Raw genomic sequence first — 26,528 nt, 5'->3', positions numbered from 1 at the left:
AGCGGCCGCCCCGTTTCACGGTCGGTAGTGGCGGAGCATCACGTCGCGGCAATGCTCGGCGAGCGCCTTGCGCGTTTCAAACGCGGAAGGCGCGACCGGCTCGTGGAAATGGAGAACGATACCGGCGCGTTGACGCGCAAGCGCGAGCGCATTGGGCAGCATGTCCTCGTCACCGATCCACGCGATCGCATCAAGCGCCGCCGGATCGAGCGGCGCACCGCCCGGCGCGGTATACCGGATCGTGACGGGCTGCACGGCGACAGCCGCATCCGCCGCCGCAAAGAGGCTGCTGCGGAACGGCAGCAGCCCGCGCCCGTCGGACGTCGTGCCTTCCGGGAACATGAGCACGCGCCGCCCGGCGAGCAGACGCTCGCGGATCGCCTCCATCTGGCTTCCGGCCTGCGATCGCCGCTCGCGCTCGACGAAGATCGTGCCCGTGCGCCCCGCGAGCGCACCGATGCCGGGATAGGCGGCGACGTCCGCCTTCGCTACGAAATCCGTATCCACCACCGCCGCGACGCTGATGATATCCGCCCAGCTGATGTGATTGGCGACAAACATGGTGCCCGCCGCGCCCGGGGTTCCGACGACCTTTGGGCGAAGGCCGAAGCCCGCTGCGATCATGCGGTGGAAGCGGCGTTCGAGCGCCTTGGCGGGGAGGCTCGCGGGCGGCATCAGGAGCCAGGGCGGAACCAGCAGGGCGGCACTTGCAAGACCGAGCGCGGCGCGCGAGCGCCCGAAGAAGCGGTGGCTCATATCATCCCGGTGTAACGCGCTTCGGCCTCGGCCATGTAGTCGCGGGTGGTCGGCAGCGCATCGCGGCGGCGCGTGAGCTGAATCTGGAAATTGACGTGGCCGTCGTGGCGGAAGGCGCCGCGCGCGGCTGCAAGATAGAAGGTCCACATGCGGTAGAAGCGCTCGTCATACAGCGCCACGATCTCCGCCTTGGCGGCCTCGGTGCGGCGCAGCCATTCGTCCAGCGTCTTCGCATAGTGGAGCCGCAGCACTTCGATATCGGTGATCCACAGCATTTCACGCTCGATGACGGGCACGATTTCCGAAAGCGCGGGCGAATAGCCGCCGGGGAAGATGTATTTCGCGGTGAACGTGTCGGTCGCGCCCGGACCGTCCGCCCGTCCGATCGTGTGGAGCAGCGCTACACCGTCCTCGGCAAGCAATTCGCGCACGCGGCGAAAGAAAGTGCGGTAGTTCGGGATGCCGACATGCTCGAACATGCCGACCGAAACGATGCGGTCGAACGCGCCTTTGACATCCCGGTAGTCGATCAGTTCGAAGCGCACACGGTCCGCGACCCCGGCCTCGGCGGCGCGGCGGCGCGCGACCTTGAGCTGTTCCTCCGAAAGCGTGATGCCGAGCACGTCCACATCGGCGACGCGGTTGAGGTACAGCGCCATGCCGCCCCAGCCGCAGCCGATGTCGAGCACGGTCTGCCCCGGCTTCAGGGCCAGTTTCGCAGCGATGTGCGCCTTCTTGTCGGCCTGAGCCTGTTCGAGCGTCTCGTCCCCGGCGCGGTAGTAGGCGCAGCTGTATTGCCGGTCGGCATCGAGGAAGAGGTCGTAGAGGCGATCCGAAAGGTCGTAGTGGTGCGCGACGTTGCGCTTCGCGGCGCGGCGGTAGTTCAGCTGATAGAGGTAGGCGCCGATGCTCTGCGCGCGGCGGGTTTCGCTGCGGATCGTATTGTCGTCCGACCAGCGCGCGTTCCACGCGACGAGGTCGAGCAGCTCCGATATTCCACCCGCCGTGAACTGCATCCGCCCGTCCATATAGGCTTCCGCAGCCCCGATCGCGGGATTGAGCGCGATGCGGAGCGGCGTGCGCGCATCGGTGAAATGCAGGGAGACGGGCACCCGTGCCGGGTGCGGCCTGCCGTAACGGCGCACGCGCCGATCCGTGGTCGTGACCGTCAGTTCGCCGTCGCGGACGAGCCGCTTCAGCATGCGATCGAGCAGCAGCATGATCTGACCCTAATCAAGAACTTGGCGCGTGCAAATCCCCGTTGAACGGCTCGCCGGAACGCAGGGACAGAACGCTTCGTCGCAGGCGAGTGGATGCGGTGAAGCGAAGTCGTCAGTGAAAAACCGCGATGGGGGCTACTCTCGTTCAGATTCGCGGACGCTGGATCCGCGCTGCTGCTGCGGCGGCCACGGCGCTTGCGCTGTGCGCCTTTGCTGACGCCTCATCACCCGCTCCGCTCTCCGACGAACTTTCCGCGACGCTCGACGCCGAAGATGCGGTTTTTGCGAGCGAAACCCAGCTTATCGGCGCCGGCCGCGCGAGCTATTATGCCGACAAGTTCGATGGCCGCCGCACCGCCAGCGGCGAAATCTTCGACCAGGACGAACTGACCGCCGCGCACCGTACGCTGCCGATGGGCAGCCTCGTGAAGGTAACCTGTGAAAAGACCGGCCGCAGCGTGACCGTACGCGTCAACGACCGCGGCCCCTTCACCGGCAGCCGCGTGATCGACGTCTCGAAAGCGGCGGCACGCGAACTCGGCATGCTCAACGCCGGGCTCACCGAGGTGACGCTGGAACTGCTCCCCACCGCCTGATTTTTTGCTGACAGGACTGCCCTACGTCCCTCGACTTTGCTCGGGATGAAGGCCTTTGTACCTTGCAAAAACGTGCATCATCCCGAGCGAAGTCGAGGGGACGCACCAGACTGATGTCGGCGCTCAGGCGAGCGCAGCCTGCTTTTCCGCCGCGATCCGATCGAGCTCCGCGCGGGACAGCTTCTCGCTTTCGCTTTTCAGCTGGCCGCAGGCAGCCATGATATCGCGCCCGCGCGGCGTGCGCACCGGCGCCGATATGCCCGCCTTGAAGATGATGTCCGAAAAGCGCGCGATGCGGTCGTCGTCGCTGCATTCGTAAGCGACACCCGGCCACGGGTTGAACGGGATGAGGTTCACCTTCGCGGGCAGCTTGTACTTGCGGATGAGGCGCACGAGTTCGTGCGCATCCTCGTCCGAATCGTTCTTGTCCTTCAGCATCACGTACTCGAACGTGATGCGGCGGGCGTTGTTGGCGCCGGGATACGCGGCGCACGCCTTCAATAGCTCCTCGATGCCGTACTTGCGATTGATCGGCACGATCTCGTCGCGCACCTCCTTCGTCACGGCATGGAGCGAGACGGCGAGGTTGACCCCGATCTCCTGGCCCGCGCGCGCCATCATCGGCACGACACCGCTTGTCGACAGCGTGATGCGGCGGCGGCTGAGCGCGAGGCCCGTTTCGTCCATGACGATGCCGAGGCCCTTGGAAACATTGTCGAAATTATAAAGCGGCTCGCCCATCCCCATCATCACGATGTTGGAGAGCATCCGCGCTTCGCCCGTCAAATCCTCGCCCGGCTGCGGCCATTCGCCGAGCGTGTCGCGCGCGAGCATCACCTGCCCGACGATCTCGCCCGCCGTCAGGTTGCGGACGAGCTTCATCGTGCCGGTGTGGCAGAAACGGCAGTTGAGCGTGCAGCCGACCTGGCTCGACACGCAGAGCGTGCCCCGGTCCGCATCCGGGATGAACACCATCTCGTATTCGTTGCCGTCATCGGTCCTCAGCAGCCATTTGCGCGTGCCGTCGGTCGACACCTGCAGCGTCGTCACCTCCGGGCGGCCGACGACGAAGCGCTCGGCCAGCAGCACGCGCGTGTCCTTCGCGATGTCGGTCATGCCCGAAAAATCGGTGAGGCCGCGGTGGTAGATCCAGTGCCAGACCTGCTTGGCGCGCAGCTTCGCTTGGCCTTGGGGAACGCCCGCAGCGATCAGCGCCGCCGCCATTTCGGCCTTGTTCAGGCCGACGAGATCGACGCGTCCGTCCTCACGCGCAGTGGGTGCGCGCGGCACGGGGACGGGATCGGCCCCGCCGGGAATCGTCATGGCTGCAGTCGGCATGGCGCGCCATGTAAGGCTTTTCGGGCGTTTTGCCTAGAAGCCCTTCGATTTACCGTCGACCGAGCCGTGGCCGACGTGGATCGGCTCCTCGCGGCCGGCTTCGATGCGGAACACCGTGCCTTGCGGCGCATCCTGTGCGAGCGGCACGCATCCAGGCTCGAACGGGGTGCCGCCGACAAGCGCGCCGCGCAGCACGCGGGCGGTGATGCCGTGGCTGATGACGAGCGCGGGGCGTGCGGGGTCGAGGTCCGCGATCCAGCTTGCAAGGCGCTGCGCGATATCGGGATACCATTCGCCGTTCGGCGGCTTCCTCAGGAACACGCGGCGGTCCGGACAAACGATCGGCCCGGATTCCGCGACGATGTCCTGATAGCTGCGGCCTTCCCAGTCGCCGACGTCGATTTCGAGCAGCCGGTCGTCGGCGCGGATATCGAAGAAGTCGCGCTCCAGATGCTCGGCGATGATCGCGGCGGTCTGCATCGTGCGGCCCGATCGCGACGCCCAGAGATCGATGTCGGGCTTCGGGCCGAGGATGTCGCGAAGCGCGCGGCCCATGTCTTCCGCCTGCCGGATGCCGTTTCGGGTGAGCGGCGTGTGCCCCATGTGCCCCTGCATCCGGGCGGCGGCATTGAACACGGTTTCCGCGTGGCGGGCGAGATAGAGCGTGGGTGTCATGGTGCGCGCTTATGCAAAGAATTTTACAGAAAACCTACTCTTTCCTAAGCGAAGCGCGTGCGCTAGCAGGGCCACATTCTTTGCTGCAGCGCGGGAGGTTCCCCTTGGCGAACAAGCTTTACGACGACGCGGTGAGCGCCCTTGATGGCCTGCTTTTCGACGGTATGACGGTGATGTCCGGCGGCTTCGGGCTGTGCGGCATTCCGGAAAACCTGATCGCGGCGCTCCGCGATTCGGGCACGAAGGGCCTGACGTTCATCTCCAACAACGCCGGCGTCGACGATTTCGGGCTCGGCCTGCTGCTGAAGACACGTCAGGTCGCCAAGATGATCTCGTCCTACGTGGGCGAGAACAAGGAGTTCGAGCGCCAGTATCTTTCCGGTGAGCTGCAGCTTGAATTCAACCCGCAGGGCACGCTCGCCGAGCGCATCCGCGCGGGCGGCGCGGGCATTCCAGGCTTCTACACGAAGACCGGCGTGGGCACGCTCGTTGCAGAGGGCAAGGAGCATAAGGAGTTCGGCGGCGAGACGTACATCCTCGAAACCGGGCTCGTTGCAGACGTTTCCATCGTGAAGGCGTGGAAGGCGGACCCCTACGGCAACCTCGTGTTCCGCAAGACCGCGCGCAACTTCAACCCGATGATGGCGACCGCGGGCAAGGTGACGGTCGCCGAGGTGGAAGAGCTTGTCGGCCCCGGCGAGCTCGACCCCGACCACATCCACACGCCGGGCATCTTCGTGCAGCGGCTGATCGTCGGCAAGAATTACGAAAAGCGCATCGAACAGCGCACCGTGAGGCAGGCGGCGTGAACCGCCTCGCAGCGGTCTGCCTGATGGCGGCGCTGCATGGCTGCGCGGCAACGGGCGTGCCGCGCACGACGCAGCCGCTCGCGTGGACGCTGGGTTCGGCGGAAGCGAGCGCGATCACGACGCAGACGTACCGCGCGCTGGTGCGTGCGGTGGAGGCGCGGCTGCCGGTCGCGGCAGGCACGCCTTCCGCGATTCTTGCGGCGGACGGAACGCCGCTGCCTTGCACGGCCGAGACGGCGCAGCGCCCGGCGGCCGTGTTCGACGTGGACGAAACGCTTATCTGGAATGTCGGCCACGCGTATTATGAAGCGCGCGGCGATGCGCCGTTCGACGAGAAAGCCTGGGGCGCGTGGGAACGCGAAGGTGCCGAAAAGGCCGTGGCGGTCCCCGGCGCGAAGGCCGCGCTCGATGCGCTGCGCGCGATGGGCGTGACGCCGGTGTTCAACACCAACCGCAACGCCGAAAACGCAAAGCACACCGAAGCTGCGCTCGCGCATACGGGTCTCGGCCCGGCCGTCCACGGTGAGACGCTGTTCCTGAAGGGCGACGTCGACGGCAAATCCGGCAAGGACGGCCGCCGCGCGGAGATCGCCAAGCGCTTCTGCGTGCTCGCGCTCGCGGGCGATCAGAACGGCGACTTCACCGACGGCATCGACAACGGCGCCGCCGGCAAGCGCCCGATGGCGGAGCGGCGCGACATCGCCGCCGCGCGCCATGGCGCACACTGGGGCGCAGACTGGTTCGTGTTCCCCAACCCCCTTTACGGCGGCTGGAACAACCCGCCGATGAACCGCGACGACGTCGTCGCGCCCGACCAACGCTGGACGTACAAAGGAAACCACTGATGCCCTGGAACCGCGACGGCATGGCGGCGCGCGCCGCGAAGGAACTGAAGGACGGCTTCTACGTGAACCTCGGCATCGGTATGCCCACATTGGTCGCGAACCACGTGGAACCCGGCATCGACATCACGCTGCAGAGCGAGAATGGCATGCTCGGCATGGGGCCGTTCCCGACCGAAGATGAAGTCGACGCCGATCTCATCAACGCGGGCAAGCAGACGATCACCGAACTGCGCCGCACGAGCTATTTCAGCTCCGCCGACAGTTTCGCGATGATCCGCGGCGGCCATATCGATCTTTCGATCCTCGGCGCGATGGAAGTCGCGGAGAACGGCGATCTCGCCAACTGGATGATCCCCGGCAAGATGGTGAAGGGCATGGGCGGAGCGATGGACCTCGTCGCGGGCGTGAAGCGCATCATCGTACTGATGGACCACACCAACAAGGCGGGCGAATCGAAGTTCCTGAAGGCCTGCACGCTGCCGCTGACCGGCAAGGGCGTGGTCGACATGGTGATCTCCGATCTCGGCGTGTTCGAGCGCCCGGCAAAGGGCCAGCCGTTCCGCCTGATCGAACTTGCGCCCGACGTGACGCTCGAGGAGGTCGCCGCGAAGACCGAGGCGCACTACGAGGTCGCGCTCCAACAGTAGCGGCAATTTGATCCAGGTCGTTGCGACGCAAGGGCTTTCAGCCTAGCAATCGCACATGCGCGCGCGCTGGATCTTCCTCGGGCTTCTGGTGGCACTCGTCGCCACGGCCTTCGCCTATCGCACCCTGCGGCCGACGCCGGTCGAAACCGCCGAGGTGACGCGCGGCAAGGCCGTGGAGGTCGTTTACGCGACCGGTTTCGTCGAGGTCGAGGAACCCGTCGAGATCGCCGCGCGTGTCACTGCGCCCATCGTCGACATCCGCGTGAAGGAGGGCGACCGCGTGACGCGCGGCACGCTGCTCGCCACGCTCGACATCGCCGATCTCAATTCCGAAATCGCCCGGCTGGCCGCGCAGACACGCGGCGCGGAGGCCGAAGCGCGGCGGACGCTGGTGCTCGTCGAACGCGGCTTCGCTTCGAAAGCGGCGCGCGACAACGTGATCGCCGCACGCGACGCCGCGCGGGCTGCCGAGAGAGCCGCACGCGACCGACTGGAGAATTATACGCTGCGTGCCGGCGTGAACGGCGTCGTTCTGCGCCGCGATGCCGAGCCCGGCGACCTCGCGAGCCCGAGCCGCACGCTCTTCGTGATCGGCGACCCGGCGCGCATCAAGATCACCGCAACCGTCGACGAGCGCGATATTCCGCGCGTGCGCGTCGGCCAGCAGGCGCTGATGTCGAGCGATGCCTATGCGGGGCGCATTTTCCCGGCGCGCGTGCGCGAGATCACGCCCGGGGGCGACCCCGATCAGCGTTCGTTCCGCGTGCGGCTGGAGCCGCTTTCGAACGATCCGCTGCCCGTGGGGATGACGCTGGAGGTCAACATCGTCACCCGCGAGAAGGAAGGCGCGCTGCTCGTGCCCGACAGCGCGGTCGAAGACGACCACGTCTGGCGCGTCGCGGACGGGCGGGCAAAGCGCACGCCGGTGAAAACGGGCATCGTCGGCACCGACCGCACCGAGGTGACGGAGGGCCTCTCCGCCGGAGACACGATTCTCGCGAACCCGCCGGAAGGCATGGCAGACGGAACGCGCGTGCGCAGCACCGTGAGCGCAGAGACACGCTGAGCCGGTGCTACGCCGCTTTTCCCTGCTGCTCGGGATCGCGCTCCGCCACATTTCCAAGCGCAAGCGGCAGACGCTGGTCGCCATCGCGGGCGTCGGCATCGGCGTCGGCTTCTTCCTCGCCGTCTCGGCGCTGATGATCGGCAGCCAGAACGACTTCGTGGAAACGCTGATCGACGCGGCGCCGCACATCATCATTTCCGACGAGATCCGCAGCCCGACACCGCAGCCTGCGGTCCTTGCCTTCCCGGATGCCGCAGTCGAAGTACGCCACTACAAAACGCGCAACGAAGTGCGGGGCATCAAGGACTGGCAGGGGATCATGCGCACGATCGGCGCACGGTCCGACGCCGTGGCGTCACCGTCGCTGTCGGGCGCGGTCACGCTGCGCGTCGGCGGCCGCGAGGAGGCACTCGCCATCGTCGGCGTCGAGCCGGGCATCGAGGCGCAGGTCTCCGACGTCGAGCAGTATCTGAAGGAAGGCCGCCTCCGGAACCTGGAAACCACGCAGGGCGGCGTCATCATCGGCGAGGAAATGGCGAGCCGCCTCGGTGTGCGCATGGGCGACATCATGGCCGCGACTTCGGCGCGCGGAGTGACGCGGACACTGAAGATCGTCGGACTGTTCGAGCGCGGCCGCGGCCAGTTCGGCGGTTCGTCCGGCTATGTGCTGCTGCGCGAGGCACAGTCGCTGACGAGCCAGCCGTTCGTCATCAACCGCATCGGCATCCGGCTCGACGACCCTTACGCCGCCGAAGACATCGCGAAACGGCTGGAGGCGCGCTACGGCTACAAGGCGGAAAGCTGGCAGGAGCGTTCCGCCGATTTCCTCAGCCTCCTCGTGACCCGCAACGTCATCATGTACACGGTGATCTCCGCGATCCTGCTCGTCGCCTCGTTCGGCATCTACACCGTCGTGTCGACGAGCGTCGCCGACAAGCGCCGCGACATCGCGATCATGCGCTCGATGGGCTTCTCCTCGGGCGACCTTCAGGCCGTGTTCGTGATGGAAGGCTTCACGCTCGCGTGCATCGGCGTGCTCGCCGGCTGGGCGCTCGGCTTCGGGCTGATGCAGGTGCTCGGCGGCATCGAGTTCAACATCCAGGGCGCGACCGAAACAATACCGCTCGACCGCTCGTTCTTCCAGTACGCGATTTCGGCCGGCGCCAGCCTGTTTTCCGCGATCATCGCGGCGTGGCTGCCGGCTCGGAAGGCCGCGCAGGTGGATCCGGTCGATATCCTGCGGGGCGCGGTATGACGCCCGCGCCGCTGATCCGCGCCGAGGGGCTGACACGCGTGCTCGCCGTCGAGCCGCCGGTCACGCTGATCCGGGACGTGTCGTTCGAGATCAGGCAGGGCGAGTTCGTCGCGGTGATCGGCCCTTCGGGGTGCGGCAAGTCCTCGCTGCTCTACCTGCTCGGCCTGCTCGACCGGCCAACGGAGGGCCGGCTGTTCTTCGACGGCGAGGACACGACGGATACGGACGGCAATGCGCGCGCGAACATGCGCCTCGCGCGCTTCGGCTTCGTGTTCCAGTTCCACTTCCTGCTGCCCGAGTTCACCGCGCTTGAAAACGTGACGCTCCCCATGCGGCGGCTCGGGCGTCTCACCGACCGGGAGGCAGCCGCGCGCGGCCGCGACCTGCTGGGCGCGATGGGCCTCGATGGGCAGGAGCACAAAACGCCCGACAAGATGTCCGGCGGGCAGCGCCAGCGCGTCGCTATCGCCCGCGCGCTTGCCAACGACCCCGCGCTGATCCTCGGCGACGAGCCCACCGGCAACCTCGACAGCGTCAATTCGGCGCGCGTCATCGAGATCTTCCACGATCTTGCCGCGAAAGAGGGCCGCACCATCGTCTGCGTAACGCACGACCCCGAAGTGGCCGCGTCGGCACACCGGCGCATCCACATGCTCGACGGGCGCGTGGAACGCATCGATTGAGGACGCGGGGGGCTTGCATTCTAGGCCGGATTCACCCTACCGAAGGCTGGCGCAGGCGCTATAGTCTCGCGCTCACAATCGGGGGTTTGAAGGGAAACGCATGAAGGCGACGGTCGAGCGGGCGACGCTGCTCAAATGCCTTGGTCACGTCCAGTCGGTGGTGGAGCGTCGCAACACGATCCCGATCCTGTCGAACGTCCTTATCGAGGTCGAGAACAGCGGCCTCAAGCTGATGGCGACCGACCTCGACCTGCAGGTGGTCGATTCGATCGCCGCGCAGGTGGAAACGGCGGGCGCGACGACGGTTTCGGCGCACACGCTGTTCGACATCGTGCGCAAGCTGCCCGAAGGCAGCCAGGTCGAGATCGCGGTTGCGGGCGACAAGATGTCAATCGCGGCGGGCCGCGCGCGCTTCAACCTCGCGACGCTGCCGCGCGACGACTTCCCGATGATCGCCGAAAGCGACCTGCCGACGAAGTTCCAGCTTCCGGCCGAAACGCTGAAGCAGATCATCGGCAAGACGCGCTTTGCGATCTCCACCGAAGAGACGCGCTATTACCTGAACGGCATCTTCATGCATGTCGTCGACGGCAAGCTGCTTGCGGTCGCGACCGACGGCCACCGCCTGGCACGCGTCGCGCTCGACGCGCCTGCGGGATCGGACGGGATGCCCGACATCATCGTGCCCCGGAAGTGCGTCGCCGAAGTGCGCAAGCTCCTCGACGAGGTGACGGGCGAGATCGAGATTTCGCTCTCCTCCACCAAGATCCGCTTCCGCGCGGGCACCGCCGTGCTCACCTCGAAGCTGATCGACGGCACCTTCCCCGATTATTCGCGGGTGATCCCGACGAAGAACGACCGGCTGCTGAAGGTGGATACGAAGGCGCTCGCCGAGGGCGTGGACCGCGTGGCGGCGATCGCCACCGAGAAGACGCGCGCGGTGAAGATGAGCATCGACCGCGATCGCATCGTGCTTTCGGTGACGAGCCCGGAAACCGGCACCGCCGCCGAAGAAGTCCCCGCCGACTACGCGTCCGAGAGCCTCGATGTGGGCTTCAATGCGCGCTATCTGCTGGATATCCTCAGCGAGATCGAGACCGACGAGATCGAGATTCACCTCGCCGACGCGGCTGCGCCCACGCTGATCCGCGAAGGCCAGTCCTCGCCGGCGCTCTACGTGCTGATGCCGATGCGCGTCTGACGCGCAAGTGCCATCCTCGCCGGACGTGACCGCTGCCCCGCAAACTTCCGTATCACGGAAGAGGAAGGTGCTGCGGTTTGTGCTGCGCTACCTTGTTTTGCTGCCGGTGCTGCTTCTTGCGGTCGCTGTCGGCTCTGTGCTCGGCGTACGGGCGTTCCTGCAAAGCGCCAATTCTGCAGACGCGCGCATCGTTTCGCCCCGCGGCATCAACGAAGCGGGATACGTGCAGCTGGGCGGTGCCCGCCAGTGGGTGACGATTCGCGGACAGGACCGCCGGCAGCCGATCCTCGTCTATCTTCACGGCGGTCCCGGCGGAACGACGAGCGATCTGGCCTATAGCTTCCAGCGTCCGTGGGAGGATTATTTCACCGTCGTGCAGTGGGACCAAAGGGGCTTTGGTCGATCCGCGATCGATGGCGAAGCCCTGCGCGGTACCATAACCAAGACCCAGCTCGTCGACGACGCCATCGCGCTCATCGAGCATCTGCGTCGCCGCACCGGCCAGCAGAAGGTGATCCTTCTTGGGCACAGCTGGGGCACGGTGCTGGGCGCCGAGGTCGCCAAACGCCGGCCCGACCTGCTCTATGCCTATGTCGGCTTCGGGCAGCTGACCGGCTGGAAACGCAATATGGAGGAAACGCGGGCGGCGCTTGCCGAGATCGGCCGCACCACGGGCAATGCAGCGCTTGTAAAAGCCATGGCCGATGCGGGTCCGGCGCCGGACGCCCATGACACCGAAGCCTTTTCGGCGTGGATTGCGAAGATACAGACGCATCTCTCCGCGGCACGCGGCTCCTGGTACAACAGCGCCGGTGCGAAAGATATCGCCAGCCGGATGCTCATGACGGCATTTGCCTCGCCCACGCTGTCGCTCCGCGGCATGTGGCGCATGCTGAATACCGACGCGGAACTTGCCCTCGATCCACTGATGGCCTCTGTGGCAGACTGGGATTTCCGCGAGACACTGGGCCACGATTTCGATGTGCCGATGATTTTCGTCTCCGGCCGCCATGATCTGCAGACGCCGATGGCGGCAGCGGCCCGGCTCGCCGCCGAGCTGTGCGCGCCGCACACGGAAATGATCGTGATCGAAAATTCCGCGCACTTCCTTGTGACGGAAGAACCGGGCCGCGTGCTCGGCGCGCTGCTGAAGGTTCGCCCCTTCGCTGAAGGCGCTGCGCCTGCAGCCGAACCGGAATGCAAGGCAGAGACCGCGCGCGGCCGTCACCTCACTGTGCCGGCATCCCCGCCTTCATCTCGTTCAGCAGCGCCGCGCGGCTGATCGGTTCGGCCGGCAGCTTGAAGCGGGCGGGATCGACGGCACCGTCCTTCACGCTGACCAGCTCGAATTTCGTCCCCGCGCGGAGGGGCGTGCCGAGCGCGAACGCCTGTCGCATTTCGCCGATCATCTCCGGCGCCGCCTCGCCGAGGAACGGCACGGCGAGCACCATCGTCGCCTCTATGAACTGCTGCATCGCCTTTCCGGCGGGGGCGAGCGCGGGATCGCGCGTCGCGATCCATTCGACCGCCTCGTCCGGCTTCTGATCATCGAGGCCCTTCACGCGATAGCGCTCGCCGGTGAAGCCCGCGACACTCGCCGTACCGGCCGCCTCGATGACAAGCGGGGCTTTCGGCTTGGGGTCGGCCTTCGCCGCCGCCTCGAACAGGCCCTTGAAGATCGGCCCTATCGCTTCATCGACCACCGCGGCGAAATCGGCGATCCGCATGACGCGCGCCTCGGGACGCGTGGTATCGACGAGATAAAGCTCGCCATTCAGGATCACCGCCGTCTGCCCCGGTGTCGGCCCGCCGACGTGCACGGCGCCACTGTCCGCGATCTCGAGCGTCAGGTTCTTGCCGTCATCGCCCTTGTAGACGACCGTCTGGTCGGCGAGCGCGGCGGACGAAAACAGCAGGACGGCGGCAAACGCGGCGGCACGGATCATGGACGTCTCCCTTTCGCCCGAGACTAGCACGCGATAGACGGGGCCGCCATGCCGACGCAGGGCCATCCCTTCATGCGCGACCAGCTGATTTACTTATTGGATCGAGATGTGGGGTATCCGAGGGTTTGTCATTTCTTCCAGTAACTGCGCACGGCTAATGGGATCAGCCGGTAGGACGAAGCGTGCGGGATCAATCTTCCCTGCCTTCATACTGACGAGTTCATATCTCGCAGTACGAAGCGGCGTTCCAAGCGCAAACAGTTGAATTTCCATGTCCTGCTTGTTGGCAGCGGCCGTCCCCTGGAGTGATGACCTCACCGTTCTCATGCTGCGCATCAATTTTTCCCATGCGGCACCTACCCTGGCGAACTTCGGATCGCGCGTAGCAACCCATTCCAGTTCGTCCTCTCCGAGTTCGTCCGATCTATCCACGATATACCGTTCGCCCGAAAATCCCGCGACCCTTGCCGTTCCCATATGTTTGATAACAGGCGCTGGGGATGGCTCGGCTTCTGACTTGCCCAACCTTTCGCGAATTTGCCGCATCCGAGCGCCGATTGTTTTTTCCATAACCGCGGCCCAGTCCGTGCTGCGAATTACACGAACCGCGCCCTTATGATGAAAAATGAGAAAAAACTCTCCATCGCGAACAATGCCGGACCCGCCTGGTGCCATTCCCGTGACATGAACAAGACCGCTATCTGCGATTTCCAGCGTCATTTGGCTCCCGTCCTTACTCTTGTAGACGGCGGTCTGGTCGGCAAATGCGGCAGGCGAAAACAGCAGGATGGCGGCCAACGCGGCGGCACGGATCATGGACGTCTCCCTTTCGCCCAAGACTAGCACGCGATAGACGGGGCCGCCATGCCGACACAGCCCCGCACCATAGACCGGCTGCGCCTGACGGATTTCCGCAGCTATGCGCTTGCAGACATCACCGCCGGGCCAGGCGCGGTCGTGCTGACCGGCGACAATGGGGCGGGGAAAACCAATCTTCTCGAAGCCATCTCGCTGCTCGCACCCGGGCGCGGCCTTCGGCGCGCGGGACTTCCTGAAATGGCGCGTATCGGCGGCAGCGGCGGCTTCGCCGTATCGGCGACGCTCGGCTGCGGCGCGGAGGCACCCGTCGAGATCGGCACGGGCACGCAGGCCGAGGCGCCGGGGCGGCGGCTGGTGCGCGTGAACGGCGCGGGCGCGGCGGCGAACGCGCTGTCCGAATGGCTTTCCGTGCTCTGGCTGACCCCGGCGATGGACCGGCTGTTCCTGGAAAGCGCGGGCGGGCGGCGGCGTTTCCTCGACCGGCTGACGCTGGCGCTGGTGCCGCAACACGCCGGACACACGCAGCGCTACGATGCCGCCATGCAATCGCGCAACAAGCTGCTCGGCGGCGAGCGCGCGCCCGATACGGACTGGCTCGCCTCGCTCGAAAAGCAGATGGCCGAGCATGGCGCCGCCGTGGATGCTGCGCGGCGCATGGCGATCGAAGCGCTTGGGCATGAGATCGCGGCCTCGGATACGGGGCCGTTCCCCAAGGGCGCGCTGCTGCTGGAAGGCGAGGCGTGGCAGGCCGGGGCGCTGGCGGAAGCGCTTGGGGCCGCGCGCCGCGCCGACACGGCGGCGGGTCGCACCACCGTGGGGCCGCACCGCAGCGACCTTGCCGTAACGCACCTCGCCAAGGATCAGCCCGCCGCGCGCGCCTCCACGGGCGAGCAGAAGGCGCTTCTCCTCGGCCTCGTCCTCGCCCACGCCCGCGTCGTCGCCGCGCGCACCGGGCGGCGACCCGTGCTACTGCTCGACGAGGTCGCCGCGCACCTCGACGAAACGCGGCGCGCAGCGCTTTTCGCGATGCTGGAGGCCGACGCGATGCAGGTGTGGATGACGGGCACGGACGTGTCACTTTTCCGTGCAATCGGCGCGCACGCTACCTATATAGACGTGTCAAACGGTCGCCTGAGCAGACTTTAAGGAAATCATGAGCAGCAACGCGTCTTCCGGCGAATACGGCGCCGATTCGATCAAGGTCCTGAAGGGGCTCGACGCCGTGCGCAAGCGGCCGGGCATGTACATCGGCGACACCGAGGACGGTTCGGGCCTGCACCACATGGTGTTCGAGGTTTCCGACAACGCGATCGACGAGGCGCTCGCAGGCTATTGCGACACGGTGACGATCACGCTTAATGCCGACGGCTCGGTGACGGTGACGGACAACGGGCGCGGCATCCCCACCGACATTCACCCGAGCGAGGGCGTTTCCGCCGCCGAGGTCATCATGACCCAGCTGCACGCAGGCGGGAAGTTCGACCAGAACAGCTACAAGGTTTCAGGCGGCCTGCACGGCGTCGGCGTTTCCGTCGTGAACGCGCTTTCGGACTGGCTCGACCTCCGCATTTTCCGCGACGGCAAGGAGCACTACATGCGCTTCGAGCGCGGCGATGCCGTCGCGCCTCTGAAGGTCGTCGGCGATGCGAACGGCCGCAAGGGCACGCACGTCACGTTCTTCGCCTCGGAAGAGACGTTCAAGGTCATCGAGTTCGATTTCGAAAAGCTGGAGCACCGCTACCGCGAGCTGGCGTTCCTCAATTCCGGCGTGAAGGTGGTGCTGACCGATGCCCGCCACACCGAGCCGAAAACGATCGAGATGTTCTACGAAGGCGGCGTCGCGGCCTTCGTGAAGTACCTCGACCGCACCAAGACGCCGCTGATCCCCGAACCGATCCTGATGCAGGGCGAACGCGACGGCATTTCCATCGATGTCGCACTCGAATGGAACGACAGCTATTACGAGCAGGTCCTGCCCTTCACCAACAACATCCCGCAGCGCGACGGCGGTACCCACCTCGCGGCGTTCCGCAGCGCACTGACGCGCACGCTCAACAACTACGCCGAAAGCTCGGGCATCCTGAAAAAGGAGAAGGTGTCGCCGACGGGCGAAGACATGCGCGAGGGGTTGACCGCGATCGTTTCGGTGAAGGTGCCCGACCCCAAGTTCTCGTCGCAAACCAAGGACAAGCTCGTCTCCTCCGAGGTGCGACAGCCGATCGAATCGCTGATGGGCGAGAAGCTTGCCGAGTGGCTGGAGGAAAACCCCGGCCCAGCGCGCGTGGTTGTCGAGAAGATCGTTTCCGCCGCCGTGGCGCGCGAGGCTGCCCGCAAGGCGCGCGAAGCGAGCCGCAAGAACGTGCTGCAGATCTCCTCGCTGCCCGGCAAGCTTGCCGACTGCCAGGAGAAAGACCCGGCGAAATCCGAGCTCTTCCTCGTCGAGGGCGATTCGGCCGGCGGCTCCGCCAAGCAGGGCCGCGACCGGCATTTCCAGGCGATCCTGCCGCTTCGGGGCAAGATCCTGAACGTCGAGCGCGCACGCTTCGACCGGATGCTCGCATCGCGCGAGATCGGCACGCTCATCCAGGCGTTCGGCACTGGCATCGGACGCGACGACTTCGATATTTCGAAGCTGCGCTACCACAAGATCGTCATCATGACCGACGCCGACGTGGACGGCGCGCACATTCGCACGCTGCTCCTCACCTTCCTTTATCGGCAGATGCGCGAGCTCATCGAGGCAGGCCACGTCTATATCGCGCAGCCGCCGCTCTACAAGGTGAGCCGCGGCCGCTCCGAGGTATACCTGAAGGACCAGGCGGCGCTCGACGATTATCTGATCCGCACCGGCCTCGACGGGCTCGTCGCCGAGACGGCGGACGGCCAGCGCACCGGCGAGGATCTGCGCGGCCTCGTCGAGCAGGCGCGCAAGCTCCGCGCGCTCATGGCCTACGTGCCGGGGCGTTATGATTCCCGCATCGTCGAGGCGCTGGCGATTTCCGGCGGGCTCAATCCCGAACGCGATGCCGCGGCAGATGTCGCCGCGTGGCTGAACGGCCACGACGACGCCCAGTGGAGCGCCGAGCGTGTCGATGGCGGCTACAAGCTCGCCCGCACCTTCCGCGGCGTGACCGATCACTACGCGATCGACCGCGCGTTCATCGTTTCGGCGGAGGCGCGCAAGATCAACCAGTTGCTTGCGGGCGAAGCCGCCGCCTACCGCACGCCGATCCTGCTCGGCGACCGGCAGGTGACGCGTCCTTCCGCGCTTCTGGAGGCGATTTTCGAGATCGGGCGCAAGGGCCTTGCCATTCAGCGCTACAAGGGTCTCGGCGAAATGAACGCCGAGCAGCTCTGGGAAACGACGCTCGACCCCACCGTGCGGTCGATGCTGAGGGTGGAGATCGCGCAGGCCGACCTTGCCGACGATATCTTCACGCGACTGATGGGCGACGTGGTGGAACCGCGCCGCGAATTCATTCAGGAGAACGCGCTGAACGTCGCCAATCTGGACGTCTAGGCGGCGCGCACTCCTTCTTGATCTGCCGCAATGTTGCTTGCGTTGGCGGTGGTACCACCCTTTCCGGGTGAACAGCAGGAGAGCGGAAGATGAAATCGATTCTCGTCCATATCCATGACGATGCCGGACAGAACGCGCGCCTTCAGGCGGCGCTCGACATGGCGCGCTACTACAGCGGACACCTGACCTGCCTGCAGGCCATGCCCTTCGCGGCCTATGCCGGCGAACCCTTCACGGGCGCGATGATCGCCTACGAGGCCTACGCCGAAACGATGGAGGCGACGCGCACGCGCATCGAGGCGCAGCTCCAGAAGGAAGGCGTGCCTTGGGATTGGATCGATTCGCGCGGCAGCGGATCGGTCGCGGTGATGATGCACAGCCAGCTCACCGACCTCATCGTGCTGAGCCCGAGCGGCAAACTTACCGATCCCGACGCGGCGCTGCCGATCGTCGGCGAAATCGCCACGAAAGTCCGCGCGCCGGTGCTCGCGGTTCGTGACGACCAGATCGGCTTCGATCCCTCGGGCGCCGCGCTCATCGCGTGGAACGGTTCGCCCGAGGCGGCGCAGGCCGTGCGCAACGCGATGAGCATGCTGAGCGTCGCGAAGGGCGTTCATATCGCCTGCATCGAAGAGGATTTCGCGTCGCACATCCCGGCGCGAGAGGCGGCTTCCTACCTCTCCCGCTACGGGATCAAGGCCGATGTCCATGCCCGCGCGAAGGGCGGCAGCGTCGCGGATACGCTCTGCAGCATCGCCGCCGAGATCAGCGCCGGTTATCTGGTGATGGGCGCGTATGGCCGCTCGCGGTTCGCGGAGTTCATCCTGGGCGGCGTCACCCGCTCGCTGCTGGCGGACGCGCCGCTGCCGCTGGTGCTGTCGCACTGACGGGCGACACCTTGCGGATCAGGTAGCGGTAAACACCGACGACGTTGATGACGAAGAGCACGGCGTTCTGCGTCGAGAGCGCCGCCTCCTCGTCGAGCAGCCCGACTGTGATCCACGCCGCGCTCGACAGCAGGAACAAGACGAACCCCCAGCCGGTGACACGCCGGCCGAGATCGGCGGCAACCGCGCACGCCGCAATCATGCCGCTGATCGACGCCGTCCACTTCACCACCTCGAGCACCGCGTTCTCCTTGCTTCCGAAGGTTCAAAGCCATGCCCAGCCGATATGTTCCGGCGCCCACCCCGAATCTGTGATCTTTCGGCAACAGAAAGCGGGGATGCAGGACAGCAACACGGCTGCATCCGAAACGGGCGGTTGCAGCTTTGTGCGCTTCGTCCCAAGTTAGGTCTTTACGCGAGAAGACGCTCTCGGCAGGTTTCGCGCGTGCGTCCGGCTGTAGTTCCGGTTTTGCAGCCGTGATGGGGAAATTCGGAGACACTCCACGCTGACCCGGGGAGTTGGACCCGTGCCCTGAGGGGCGCGGGTCCTTTTTCAGGCGGCGGCCTTCGCCTCAATGTCGCCCGAGGCCACGGCCAGCAGCTTGCGCGTAATGCTCTTCAGCCGCTGCGCGTTCTCGATCTTGTCGCCGGTGAGATCGGTCACGTAGAAAACGTCGACCGCGCGCTCGCCGTAGGTGGCGATATGCGCCGAGCTGATCGAAAGCCGCGCATCGAACAATGTGCGCGTCAGCCCATAGAGCAGCGCCGGGCGATCGAGCGCATGCACTTCGATCACCGTGTAGCGGTTCGATGCCTTGTTGTCGGCAAGCACGTTCGGCTCGACCTTGAACACATCGGCACGGTGCCGCGTCAGCGGCCGCGCCGCAAGCCGCTCCGCAAGCTTCACCTGCCCCGAAGCCGCCTCAATGATCGTCGTCTTCAGCCGCTCGAGCGCGTGCGCCTCCTCGAGCGCGCGGCCCGCGGGCGTCTGCACGACGAGATTGTCGATCGCCATGCCGTCGCGCGTCGTATGGATGCGTGCATCGACGATGTTCGCGCCGCAGAGCGTGATGCCGCCCGCGATCCGGTAGAAAAGGCCGGGATGGTCGGGTGCGTAGACCGACACCTGCGTAGCGCCGAGCGCGTCGTCGCACGTCATCGCAACCGAAATCTCGTCTTTCGCCTCCGCGATCTGCCGGGCGTTGGCGAGCAGCGAGCCGGCGGGCTCAGCGACCCAGTAGCTGTCGAAAAACCGCTTCGCATGGGTGTTGAAGACCCGGTCGCTCCAACCCAGCGCGGCCTTCAATTCGTCCTTCTTCGCGGCGATGCGCTCGGCGCGCCCGCGCTGCTGGTGGCCAAGGCGCAGCATCTCCTCGGCGGCGACATACAGGTCGCGCATCAGCTGCGCTTTCCATTCCGTCCAGCGGCCGGGGCCGACCGCGCGGATATCGACAACGGTGAGGATCATCAGCAGCCGCAAGCGCTCCACGTCCTGCACCACCGCGACGAAATCCTGAATCGTCTTGAAATCCGAAAGGTCGCGGCGCGTCGCGGTTTCCGACATCAGCAGGTGATAGCGCACCAGCCACGAGACGGTTTCGGTCTCCGCCGGCGTAAGGCCAAGGCGCGGGCAGAGCGCCAGCGCGACATCGGCGCCGAGCAGACTGTGATCGCCGCCGCGCCCCTTGGCGATATCGTGCAGCAGCACCGCCGCGTAGATGACCCGGCGCGAGGCGATCTGGTGGATGATCACCGCGCTCGTCGGATGCTCCGCCGTCAGCTCGCCGTTCTCGATGCGTGCGAGCAGGCCGATGGCGCGGATCGTATGCTCGTCGACCGTGTAGTGGTGATACATGTCGTATTGCATGCGCGCGACGACGCGGCCGAAATCGGGAACGAAGCGGCCGAAGACGCCGGCCTCGTTCATCCAGCGCAGCACCGTGTCGGGCGCGCGGCGGCTGGTGAGCACATCCATGAACAGCGTGTTCGCACGCGGATCGCGGCGGACCCGCGCGTCGATCAGCTTCGCATCCCGGCCCGCCTGCCGCATCGCCTGCGGATGGATTTCAAGTTCATGCTTTTCGGCAAGCGCGAACATTTCGAGAAGCCGCACGGGGTCCTTCGCGAAAAAGTCGTCACTCGGCACGCCGAGGCGGCCCCGCTGCACGGTGAAGCCGTTCAGCTTTTTGGGCGCGCGGCGCATGCTCGGCAGGCGGATGCGGCTTTCCGCATATGTCTCTTCAAGGTGCGAGAGGAACAAGCCGGTGAGATCGCCAACCTGCCGCGCGATAAGGAAATAATGGCGCATGAAGCGCTCGACGGCCGACATGCCCGCGCGGTCCTGATAATGAAGCCGCTGCGCAAGCTCGCGCTGCATGTCGAAGGTCAGCCGTTCCTCGCCGCGTTTCGCGATGTCGTGCAGGTTGATGCGCACCGCCCACAGGAAATTCTCGGCCTTGTTGAACTGGCGGTATTCGCGCGGGGTCAGCAGGCCCTTGTCGACGAGATCAGCAGCGCGTTCCACGCGCAGCACGTACTTGCCGATCCAGAACAAGGTATGGAGATCGCGCAGCCCGCCCTTGCCTTCCTTGATGTTGGGCTCGACGACATAGCGGCTGTCGCCCATGCGTGTGTGGCGCGCGTCGCGCTCGGCGAGCTTGGCCTGCGTGAAGTCGCGTTCGGTGCCGGAGACGACATCCTTCAGGAACCGTGCGTTCGACTCGTCGTAAAGCGCCTCGTCGCCCCACACGTAGCGCGCCTCCAGCATCGCGGTGCGGATCGTCACATCTTCGCGCGACAGACGCACGACATCCGCGATCGAGCGCGTGGCGTGGCCGACCTTCAGCCCGAGATCCCACAGCGTGTAGAGCATCGTCTCGACGACCTGCTCGATCCAGCCCGTGGATTTCTGCGCGGTGAGGAACAGGATGTCGACGTCCGAAAACGGCGCCATCTCGGCGCGGCCGTAGCCGCCGACCGCGCACACCGCGATGCGCTCGGCGGCGCTGGGGTTGCTTGCGGGATAGAGCCGCTGCGTCGCGAAATCGAAAACGAGCCGCACCAGCTGGTCGGTGAGGAACGCGTAGCCGTTCGCAAGCTCCAGTCCCTTGTTGGGTGCTGCTTCCAGGCGCCGCTTGAGTTCGGTGCGCGCGTCCGCAAGCGCGATGCGAAGCACGCCGACGGCAGCGGCGCGGTCGGCGGGAATCGCAGCCAGAGCCTCGGCTATCTCGCGGCGATCGATGATCGCGCGGCGGTCGGTAACGCGGTGAAAACGGTCGGTCATGCTCATGATATCGCCCCTCAGCCCCCGTCTGCCAAGCGCTTGAGGTCGTAGAGCGCATCGAGCGCGGCGCGCGGGCTCATCTCGTCGGGCCGGAGCGCGGCGAGTGCATCGCGCAGCGCATCGCTGGCCGGGGCGGACGGCGCGGCGGCGCTGAACAGCGGCAGGTCGCCGAGGCCCGCGGCAATGCCGCCAGTCTTCGCCTTGCCCTGCTCCAGCCGCGCGAGCACTTCGGACGCGCGGTGCGTCACGAGTTCGGGAAGACCCGCAAGGCGTGCGACGGCAAGGCCGTAGCTGCGATCCGCCGCACCTGCGATCACCTCGTGGAGGAACACCAGATCGCCCTTCCATTCGCGCACCTTCACGGTGGCGAGATGCACGGCGGAGAGGCGATCGGCGAGCACGGTCAGCTCGTGATAGTGCGTTGCGAACAGGCAGCGGCTGGCAAGGCTGTCGTGCACCGCCTCCACCACCGCCCACGCGATGGCGAGCCCGTCGTAGGTGGAGGTGCCGCGTCCGACCTCGTCGAGGATGACGAGCGAGCGCGCCGTCGCCTGGCGCAGGATCGCCGCCGTCTCCACCATCTCGACCATGAAGGTGGAGCGTCCCTCGGCGAGATTGTCCGATGCGCCGACGCGACTGAACAGCCGGTCGACGACACCGATATGCGCCGACTGCGCGGGCACGAAACTGCCCGTTTGCGCGAGCACCGCGAGCAGCGCGTTCTGGCGGAGGAAGGTCGATTTGCCCGCCATGTTGGGGCCGGTCAGCAGCCAGAGGCGGCGTTCGGGACCGAGGTCGCAGTCGTTCGCAACAAAGGCCTCGCGCTTCGCACCGAGCGCCGCCTCCACAACCGGATGCCGGCCGCCGCGAATATCGAAAGCGGTGCTGCTATCCACCTCCGGGCGCGCCCAGCCGCCGCGTGCGGCGAGCTCGGCGAGCGCCGCCGCGACATCGATGCGCGCGAGCGAACCGGCGGTTTCGCCGGCGGCTTCGGCCTCTGCAAGCACGGTGTCGCGAAGCGCTGCGAAATGCGCGGTTTCAACCGCCAGCGCCTTCGTCGATGCCTCTGCGATGCGCGCGGCGAGATCGGCGAGATCGACGCTGTTGAAGCGCACGACACCTGCGAGCGTCTGCCGGTGCGTGAAGCCGCTGTCCGCCGCCATCAGCGGGTCGGCATGGCGCGCCGAAACCTCGACATGATAGCCGAGCACGTTGTTGTGGCGGATCTTGAGCGCGGCGATCCCGGTCGCATCGCGGTAGCGTGCCTCCAGCGCGGCGATGTGGCGGCGCCCGTCCTGCGCGAGCCCGCGCAGCTCGTCGAGCGCCGGGTCGAAGCCTTCGGCGATGAAACCACCGTCGGACACCGAAAAGCCCGGCTCGGGTACGAGCGCGGCGGCAAGGCCTTCGACAAGCGCGCCGTGCGGCCCGATACGCTCCAGGCAATCCGCGAGCATCGCCGGTACGCCGAGCTGGCTTTCCGAGAGCAGGCGTTTGAGATCGAGCGCGCCCTGCAGCGCATCGCGGAGCAGACCAAGGTCGCGCGGACTGCCCCGTCCGGCGGAAAGACGACCAAGCGCGCGTTCGATGTCGGCAATGCGTTTCAGCGCAGCGCGGACGCGTTCACGGATGGTCGGCGCGCCGACGAACCAGCCGACGAGATCGAGCCGCCGCGCAATGGCTTCAGGATCGGTGAGCGGCGCGGCAAGGTCGGCGGAGAGGCGCCGCGCGCCCGCGCCGGTGACGGTGAGGTCGATGCAATCGAGGAGCGAGCCCTTGCGGCTGCCCGCCATGGTTTCGGCAAGTTCCAGGCTGGCGCGCGTCGCCGCGTCGATCAGCATGGCGCTTTCAGGCAGGTGCCGCGCGGGCGGGCGCAGTCGCACGGCGGCGTCTTTCTGCGTCGCCTCGACAAACGCCATGAGCGCACCCGCGGCCGCCAGCTCGGCGCGCGTGAACGCACCGAACCCGTCGAGCGTGCCGACGTCGAAGCGGCGGCACAGCTTTCGCTCGCCCACCGTGCTGTCGAAGTCGCTGCGCGGCCGTACGGCGACGAGCTGCCCGGCGGGCGCCGTCTTGCCGTCCGCGACCAGAAGCTCGGCAGGCCGCAGCCGCGCCAGCTCGGCGCCGACGAGCGCGGTGTCGACAGGCGCGGTCATGAACTCGCCCGACGACAGGTCGCACCACGCAAGACCCATGCGCCCCTCCGCTTCGCCCACCGCGGCGAGCCGGTTCGCGCTTCGCGCGTCGAGCAGGTTTTCCTCGGTGAGCGTACCCGGCGTCACGACACGGATCACCGCGCGGCGCACCACCGATTTCGAACCGCGCTTCTTCGCCTCCGCGGGGTACTCCACCTGCTCGGCGATGGCGACGCGGAAGCCCTTGGAGATCAGCCGCGAAAGATACGTCTCGTGGCTGTGTGCGGGGACGCCGCACATCGGGATGTCCTCGCCCAGGTGCTGGCCGCGTTTCGTAAGCGCGATATCGAGCGCGCCGGCCGCCGCGACAGCATCCTGAAAGAACATCTCGTAGAAATCGCCCATGCGGAAGAACAGCAGGCTGTCCCCGGCCTCTGCCTTCAGCGCGAGGTACTGCTCCATCATGGGCGAAGGGGAATCCGCTTTTACAGATTTCACGGATTGGGGACTGGCGTCGGCGCACATGCGGACGCTAATAGCGATCTCAGGCGCCTTGGTGGAGAAAACATTTGTCAAAAGGCAGTTCGATCAAGTTCAGCGATCAGGAGGCCCTGCAATTCCATTCGCAGGGCCGCCCGGGCAAGATCGAGATCATCTCATCGAAGCCGATGGCCACCCAGCGCGACCTCAGCCTCGCCTATTCGCCGGGCGTCGCCGTGCCCGTGGAGGCGATCGCCGCCGACCCCGTGCTCGCCTACGACTACACCGCCAAGGGCAACCTCGTCGCCGTCATCTCCAACGGCACCGCCATCCTCGGCCTCGGCAACCTCGGCGCGCTTGCTTCGAAGCCGGTGATGGAAGGCAAGGCCGTCCTCTTCAAGCGCTTCGCCGACGTCGACGCGATCGATATCGAGCTTGCGAGCGAGGACGTCGACGCGCTGGTGAGCGCCATATCGCTGATGGAGCCGAGCTTCGGCGGCATCAACCTTGAAGACATCGCCTCCCCCGACTGCTTCATCATCGAAAGCCGCCTGCGAGAGATGATGAACATCCCGGTGTTCCACGACGACCAGCACGGCACCGCGATCATCTCCGCCGCGGGCCTCATCAACGCGCTCCGGATCACCGGCAAGTCGATCAAGGACGTGAAGATGGTGGTGAACGGCGCCGGCGCCGCCGCCATCGCCTGCGCCGAGCTCATCATCGCGATGGGGATGCCGCGCAACCATGTGCGCATGTGCGACCGCGAAGGCGTGATCCACAAGGACCGCACCAATCTCAACCAGTGGAAATCCGCCTACGCGATCGAGACCGACGAGCGCACGCTGATGGATGCCATGCAGGGCGCGGACGTGTTCCTCGGCCTCTCCGCCGCAGGCGCGCTCAGCCCCGAGATGGTGAAGGCGATGGCGCCCAATCCGATCATCTTCGCGATGGCGAACCCCGTTCCCGAAATCCTGCCCGAAGACGCGCACGCCGTCCGCTCCGACGCGATCATCGCGACGGGCCGCTCGGACTATCCGAACCAGGTCAACAACGTCCTGGGCTTCCCCTACATCTTCCGCGGCGCGCTCGACGTGCGCGCGACGACGATCAACGAGGAGATGAAGATCGCGGCCGCCGAAGCGCTTGCCGATCTCGCACGCGAAACGGTGCCCGACGAGGTTGCCGTCGCCTACGGCAAGCAGCCGGTGTTCGGCCCCGAATACATCATCCCCGCCCCGTTCGACCCGCGCCTCATTGAGGCGATCCCGCTCGCCGTCGCCCGCGCCGCGATGCGCACGGGCGTCGCGCAGCGCCCGATCATCGACGAGGAGGCGTACCGCACCGAGCTTCGCGCCCGCCTGAACCCGACGACCGCCGTGCTTTCGAACAGCTACGATGCCGCGAAAGCGAACCCGAAGCGCATTGTCTTCGCCGAGGGCGAGGAAGAGACCGTTCTGCGCGCCGCGATCACGATCAAGAACGCCGGCTACGGCATCCCCGTGCTCGTCGGCCGCGACGACCGCGTGAAGGACGGGCTGCGCAAACTCGGTGTCGACGACGCCGCCACCTTCGAAATCCACAACAGCCGCATCAGCCCGCTGGTGCCCGGCATGGCCGAGCATCTCTATCGCCGCCTGCAGCGCAAGGGCGTGCTCTACCGCGATGCGCAGCGCATGGTGAACCAGGACCGCAACATCTTCGGCGCGCTCCTCGTCGCGCTCGGCCACGGCGACGTGCTCGTCACCGGCGTGACGCGCCATTTCAGCCAGACGCTGAGCCAGGTGCAGCAGGTGATCGATCCCGCGCCGCGCCACGTGCCCTTCGGCATCCACCTCATCGTCGGCCGCTCCGACAGCTTCCTCATCGCCGACACGACGGTGAACGAGCGCCCGACCGCCGAGCAGCTTGCCGACATCGCCGAGCAGACCGCGAGCGTCGCCCGCCGCATGGGCAAGACGCCGCGCGTCGCCTTCCTCTCTTATTCGAACTTCGGCAATCCGCCGGGCGACATCACCAACGTGCTGCGCGAAGCCGTCGCCGTGCTCGACGACCGCCGCGTCGGTTTCGAATATGAAGGCGAGATGTCGGCCGACGTGGCCCTCAACCGCGACATGGCGAAGCTCTATCCGTTCAGCCGCCTCACCGGCCCCGCCAACGTGCTGATCATGCCGGGGCTGCATTCGGCGAACATTTCGGCAAAGCTGCTGAAGGAACTCGGCGGCGGCCGCGTGTTTGGGCCGCTGCTGATGGGCATGTCGAAACCGGTGCAGATCGTACCGATGACCTCCACGACGAGCGACCTCGTAACGATGTCGGTGCTGGCGGCAAGCGGCGTTGTCGACTAACCTGCCCCTGTTCGGCGAA

At 66.4% G+C, this 26,528-nt stretch carries 22 protein-coding genes; 13 read left to right on the top strand and 9 right to left on the bottom strand.

Translation table 11 applies throughout. From position 1 onward, the window contains the following. Positions 1-15: 15 nt before the first annotated feature. Together H2052_RS14960 and H2052_RS14955 are read right to left on the bottom strand one after the other, a co-directional pair. Complete coding sequence (locus H2052_RS14960) at positions 16-756, bottom strand: lysophospholipid acyltransferase family protein (RefSeq protein WP_293783305.1); 741 nt, start codon at positions 754-756, stop codon at positions 16-18. Continuing rightward, positions 753-1,976, bottom strand: coding sequence for a cyclopropane-fatty-acyl-phospholipid synthase family protein (locus H2052_RS14955; RefSeq protein WP_293783303.1), 1,224 nt, complete (start codon positions 1,974-1,976; stop codon positions 753-755). The genes H2052_RS14960 and H2052_RS14955 overlap by 4 nt, the downstream gene beginning before the upstream one ends. Before the next feature lie 128 nt (positions 1,977-2,104). Between H2052_RS14955 and H2052_RS14950 the strand changes: the two genes are divergently transcribed. Next, the gene (locus H2052_RS14950) at positions 2,105-2,572 is read left to right on the top strand and encodes a septal ring lytic transglycosylase RlpA family protein (RefSeq protein ID WP_293783300.1); all 468 of its coding nucleotides are present in this window, start codon (positions 2,105-2,107) and stop codon (positions 2,570-2,572) included. A gap of 123 nt (positions 2,573-2,695) precedes the next feature. Here H2052_RS14950 and rlmN read toward each other — a convergent pair whose 3' ends face one another. Together rlmN and H2052_RS14940 are read right to left on the bottom strand one after the other, a co-directional pair. Further along, the gene (rlmN, locus tag H2052_RS14945) at positions 2,696-3,910 is read right to left on the bottom strand and encodes a 23S rRNA (adenine(2503)-C(2))-methyltransferase RlmN (RefSeq protein ID WP_293783298.1); all 1,215 of its coding nucleotides are present in this window, start codon (positions 3,908-3,910) and stop codon (positions 2,696-2,698) included. Between the two features lie 33 nt (positions 3,911-3,943). After that, complete coding sequence (locus tag H2052_RS14940) at positions 3,944-4,585, bottom strand: histidine phosphatase family protein (RefSeq protein WP_293783296.1); 642 nt, start codon at positions 4,583-4,585, stop codon at positions 3,944-3,946. A 104-nt stretch (positions 4,586-4,689) separates the two neighbouring features. Here H2052_RS14940 and H2052_RS14935 point away from each other — a divergent pair, with 104 nt between their 5' ends. The 8 genes from H2052_RS14935 (at position 4,690) to H2052_RS14900 (ending at position 12,373) form a co-directional block, all read left to right on the top strand. Further along, positions 4,690-5,394 (top strand): CoA transferase subunit A, encoded by a 705-nt coding sequence (locus H2052_RS14935; protein ID WP_293783294.1) that lies wholly within the window; start codon positions 4,690-4,692, stop codon positions 5,392-5,394. Continuing rightward, positions 5,391-6,239, top strand: a complete 849-nt coding sequence (locus H2052_RS14930) for an HAD family acid phosphatase (RefSeq protein ID WP_293783291.1) — start codon at positions 5,391-5,393, stop codon at positions 6,237-6,239. Before H2052_RS14935 ends, H2052_RS14930 begins: the two co-directional genes overlap by 4 nt. Then, on the top strand, positions 6,239-6,886 hold the full coding sequence (locus H2052_RS14925; protein ID WP_293783289.1) for a CoA transferase subunit B: 648 nt from the start codon (positions 6,239-6,241) through the stop codon (positions 6,884-6,886). The genes H2052_RS14930 and H2052_RS14925 overlap by 1 nt, the downstream gene beginning before the upstream one ends. 55 nt (positions 6,887-6,941) lie before the next feature. Further along, entirely contained in the window at positions 6,942-7,952 is a 1,011-nt protein-coding gene (locus tag H2052_RS14920; RefSeq protein ID WP_293783286.1) for an efflux RND transporter periplasmic adaptor subunit, read from the top strand. Positions 7,953-7,956: 4 nt separating this feature from the next. Next, entirely contained in the window at positions 7,957-9,207 is a 1,251-nt protein-coding gene (locus H2052_RS14915; protein WP_293783283.1) for an ABC transporter permease, read from the top strand. Beyond that, positions 9,204-9,890: an ABC transporter ATP-binding protein gene (locus tag H2052_RS14910; RefSeq protein WP_293783280.1), complete on the top strand. Its 687-nt coding sequence runs from the start codon at positions 9,204-9,206 to the stop codon at positions 9,888-9,890. The genes H2052_RS14915 and H2052_RS14910 overlap by 4 nt, the downstream gene beginning before the upstream one ends. 100 nt (positions 9,891-9,990) lie before the next feature. Then, positions 9,991-11,091: a DNA polymerase III subunit beta gene (gene dnaN, locus H2052_RS14905; protein ID WP_293783277.1), complete on the top strand. Its 1,101-nt coding sequence runs from the start codon at positions 9,991-9,993 to the stop codon at positions 11,089-11,091. 67 nt (positions 11,092-11,158) lie between these two features. Continuing rightward, positions 11,159-12,373, top strand: a complete 1,215-nt coding sequence (locus H2052_RS14900) for an alpha/beta fold hydrolase (RefSeq protein WP_293783274.1) — start codon at positions 11,159-11,161, stop codon at positions 12,371-12,373. On the opposite strand, the gene H2052_RS14895 is transcribed toward H2052_RS14900, so the two are convergent. Further along, the gene (locus H2052_RS14895) at positions 12,321-13,037 is read right to left on the bottom strand and encodes a hypothetical protein (RefSeq protein ID WP_293783271.1); all 717 of its coding nucleotides are present in this window, start codon (positions 13,035-13,037) and stop codon (positions 12,321-12,323) included. The genes H2052_RS14900 and H2052_RS14895 overlap by 53 nt on opposite strands. 93 nt (positions 13,038-13,130) lie before the next feature. After that, positions 13,131-13,853: a hypothetical protein gene (locus tag H2052_RS14890; protein WP_293783268.1), complete on the bottom strand. Its 723-nt coding sequence runs from the start codon at positions 13,851-13,853 to the stop codon at positions 13,131-13,133. Positions 13,854-13,901: 48 nt separating this feature from the next. On the opposite strand from H2052_RS14890, the gene recF reads away from it, so the two are divergent. The 3 genes from recF to H2052_RS14875 all read left to right on the top strand — a co-directional run bounded on the left by recF (position 13,902) and on the right by H2052_RS14875 (position 18,263). Next, a complete protein-coding gene (gene recF, locus H2052_RS14885; RefSeq protein ID WP_293783265.1) occupies positions 13,902-15,002 on the top strand; it encodes a DNA replication/repair protein RecF in 1,101 nt (366 codons plus the stop codon). Between the two features lie 7 nt (positions 15,003-15,009). After that, positions 15,010-17,376: a DNA topoisomerase (ATP-hydrolyzing) subunit B gene (gene gyrB, locus H2052_RS14880; protein ID WP_293783262.1), complete on the top strand. Its 2,367-nt coding sequence runs from the start codon at positions 15,010-15,012 to the stop codon at positions 17,374-17,376. An 89-nt stretch (positions 17,377-17,465) separates the two neighbouring features. Next, on the top strand, positions 17,466-18,263 hold the full coding sequence (locus H2052_RS14875; RefSeq protein WP_293783260.1) for a universal stress protein: 798 nt from the start codon (positions 17,466-17,468) through the stop codon (positions 18,261-18,263). On the opposite strand, the gene H2052_RS14870 is transcribed toward H2052_RS14875, so the two are convergent. The 3 genes from H2052_RS14870 to mutS all read right to left on the bottom strand — a co-directional run bounded on the left by H2052_RS14870 (position 18,211) and on the right by mutS (position 24,143). Beyond that, positions 18,211-18,504 carry a hypothetical protein gene (locus tag H2052_RS14870; protein ID WP_293783258.1) on the bottom strand — a complete coding sequence of 98 codons (294 nt, stop codon included), beginning with the start codon at positions 18,502-18,504 and terminating at the stop codon, positions 18,211-18,213. The two genes, H2052_RS14875 and H2052_RS14870, sit on opposite strands and share 53 nt — an antisense overlap. Positions 18,505-18,816: 312 nt before the next feature. Continuing rightward, positions 18,817-21,546, bottom strand: coding sequence for a [protein-PII] uridylyltransferase (locus H2052_RS14865; protein ID WP_293783357.1), 2,730 nt, complete (start codon positions 21,544-21,546; stop codon positions 18,817-18,819). A gap of 17 nt (positions 21,547-21,563) precedes the next feature. Then, a complete protein-coding gene (gene mutS, locus H2052_RS14860) occupies positions 21,564-24,143 on the bottom strand; it encodes a DNA mismatch repair protein MutS (RefSeq protein ID WP_293783256.1) in 2,580 nt (859 codons plus the stop codon). 104 nt (positions 24,144-24,247) lie between these two features. On the opposite strand from mutS, the gene H2052_RS14855 reads away from it, so the two are divergent. Next, positions 24,248-26,509: an NADP-dependent malic enzyme gene (locus H2052_RS14855; protein WP_293783254.1), complete on the top strand. Its 2,262-nt coding sequence runs from the start codon at positions 24,248-24,250 to the stop codon at positions 26,507-26,509. Positions 26,510-26,528: the final 19 nt, after the last annotated feature.

Origin of the sequence: Sphingosinicella sp. (genome assembly GCF_013911755.1) — a bacterium.
GTDB lineage: Bacteria > Pseudomonadota > Alphaproteobacteria > Sphingomonadales > Sphingomonadaceae > Sphingosinicella.
The sequence above is the reverse complement of the archived record's forward strand: the minus strand, read 5'-3'. Positions and strand labels throughout refer to the sequence as shown.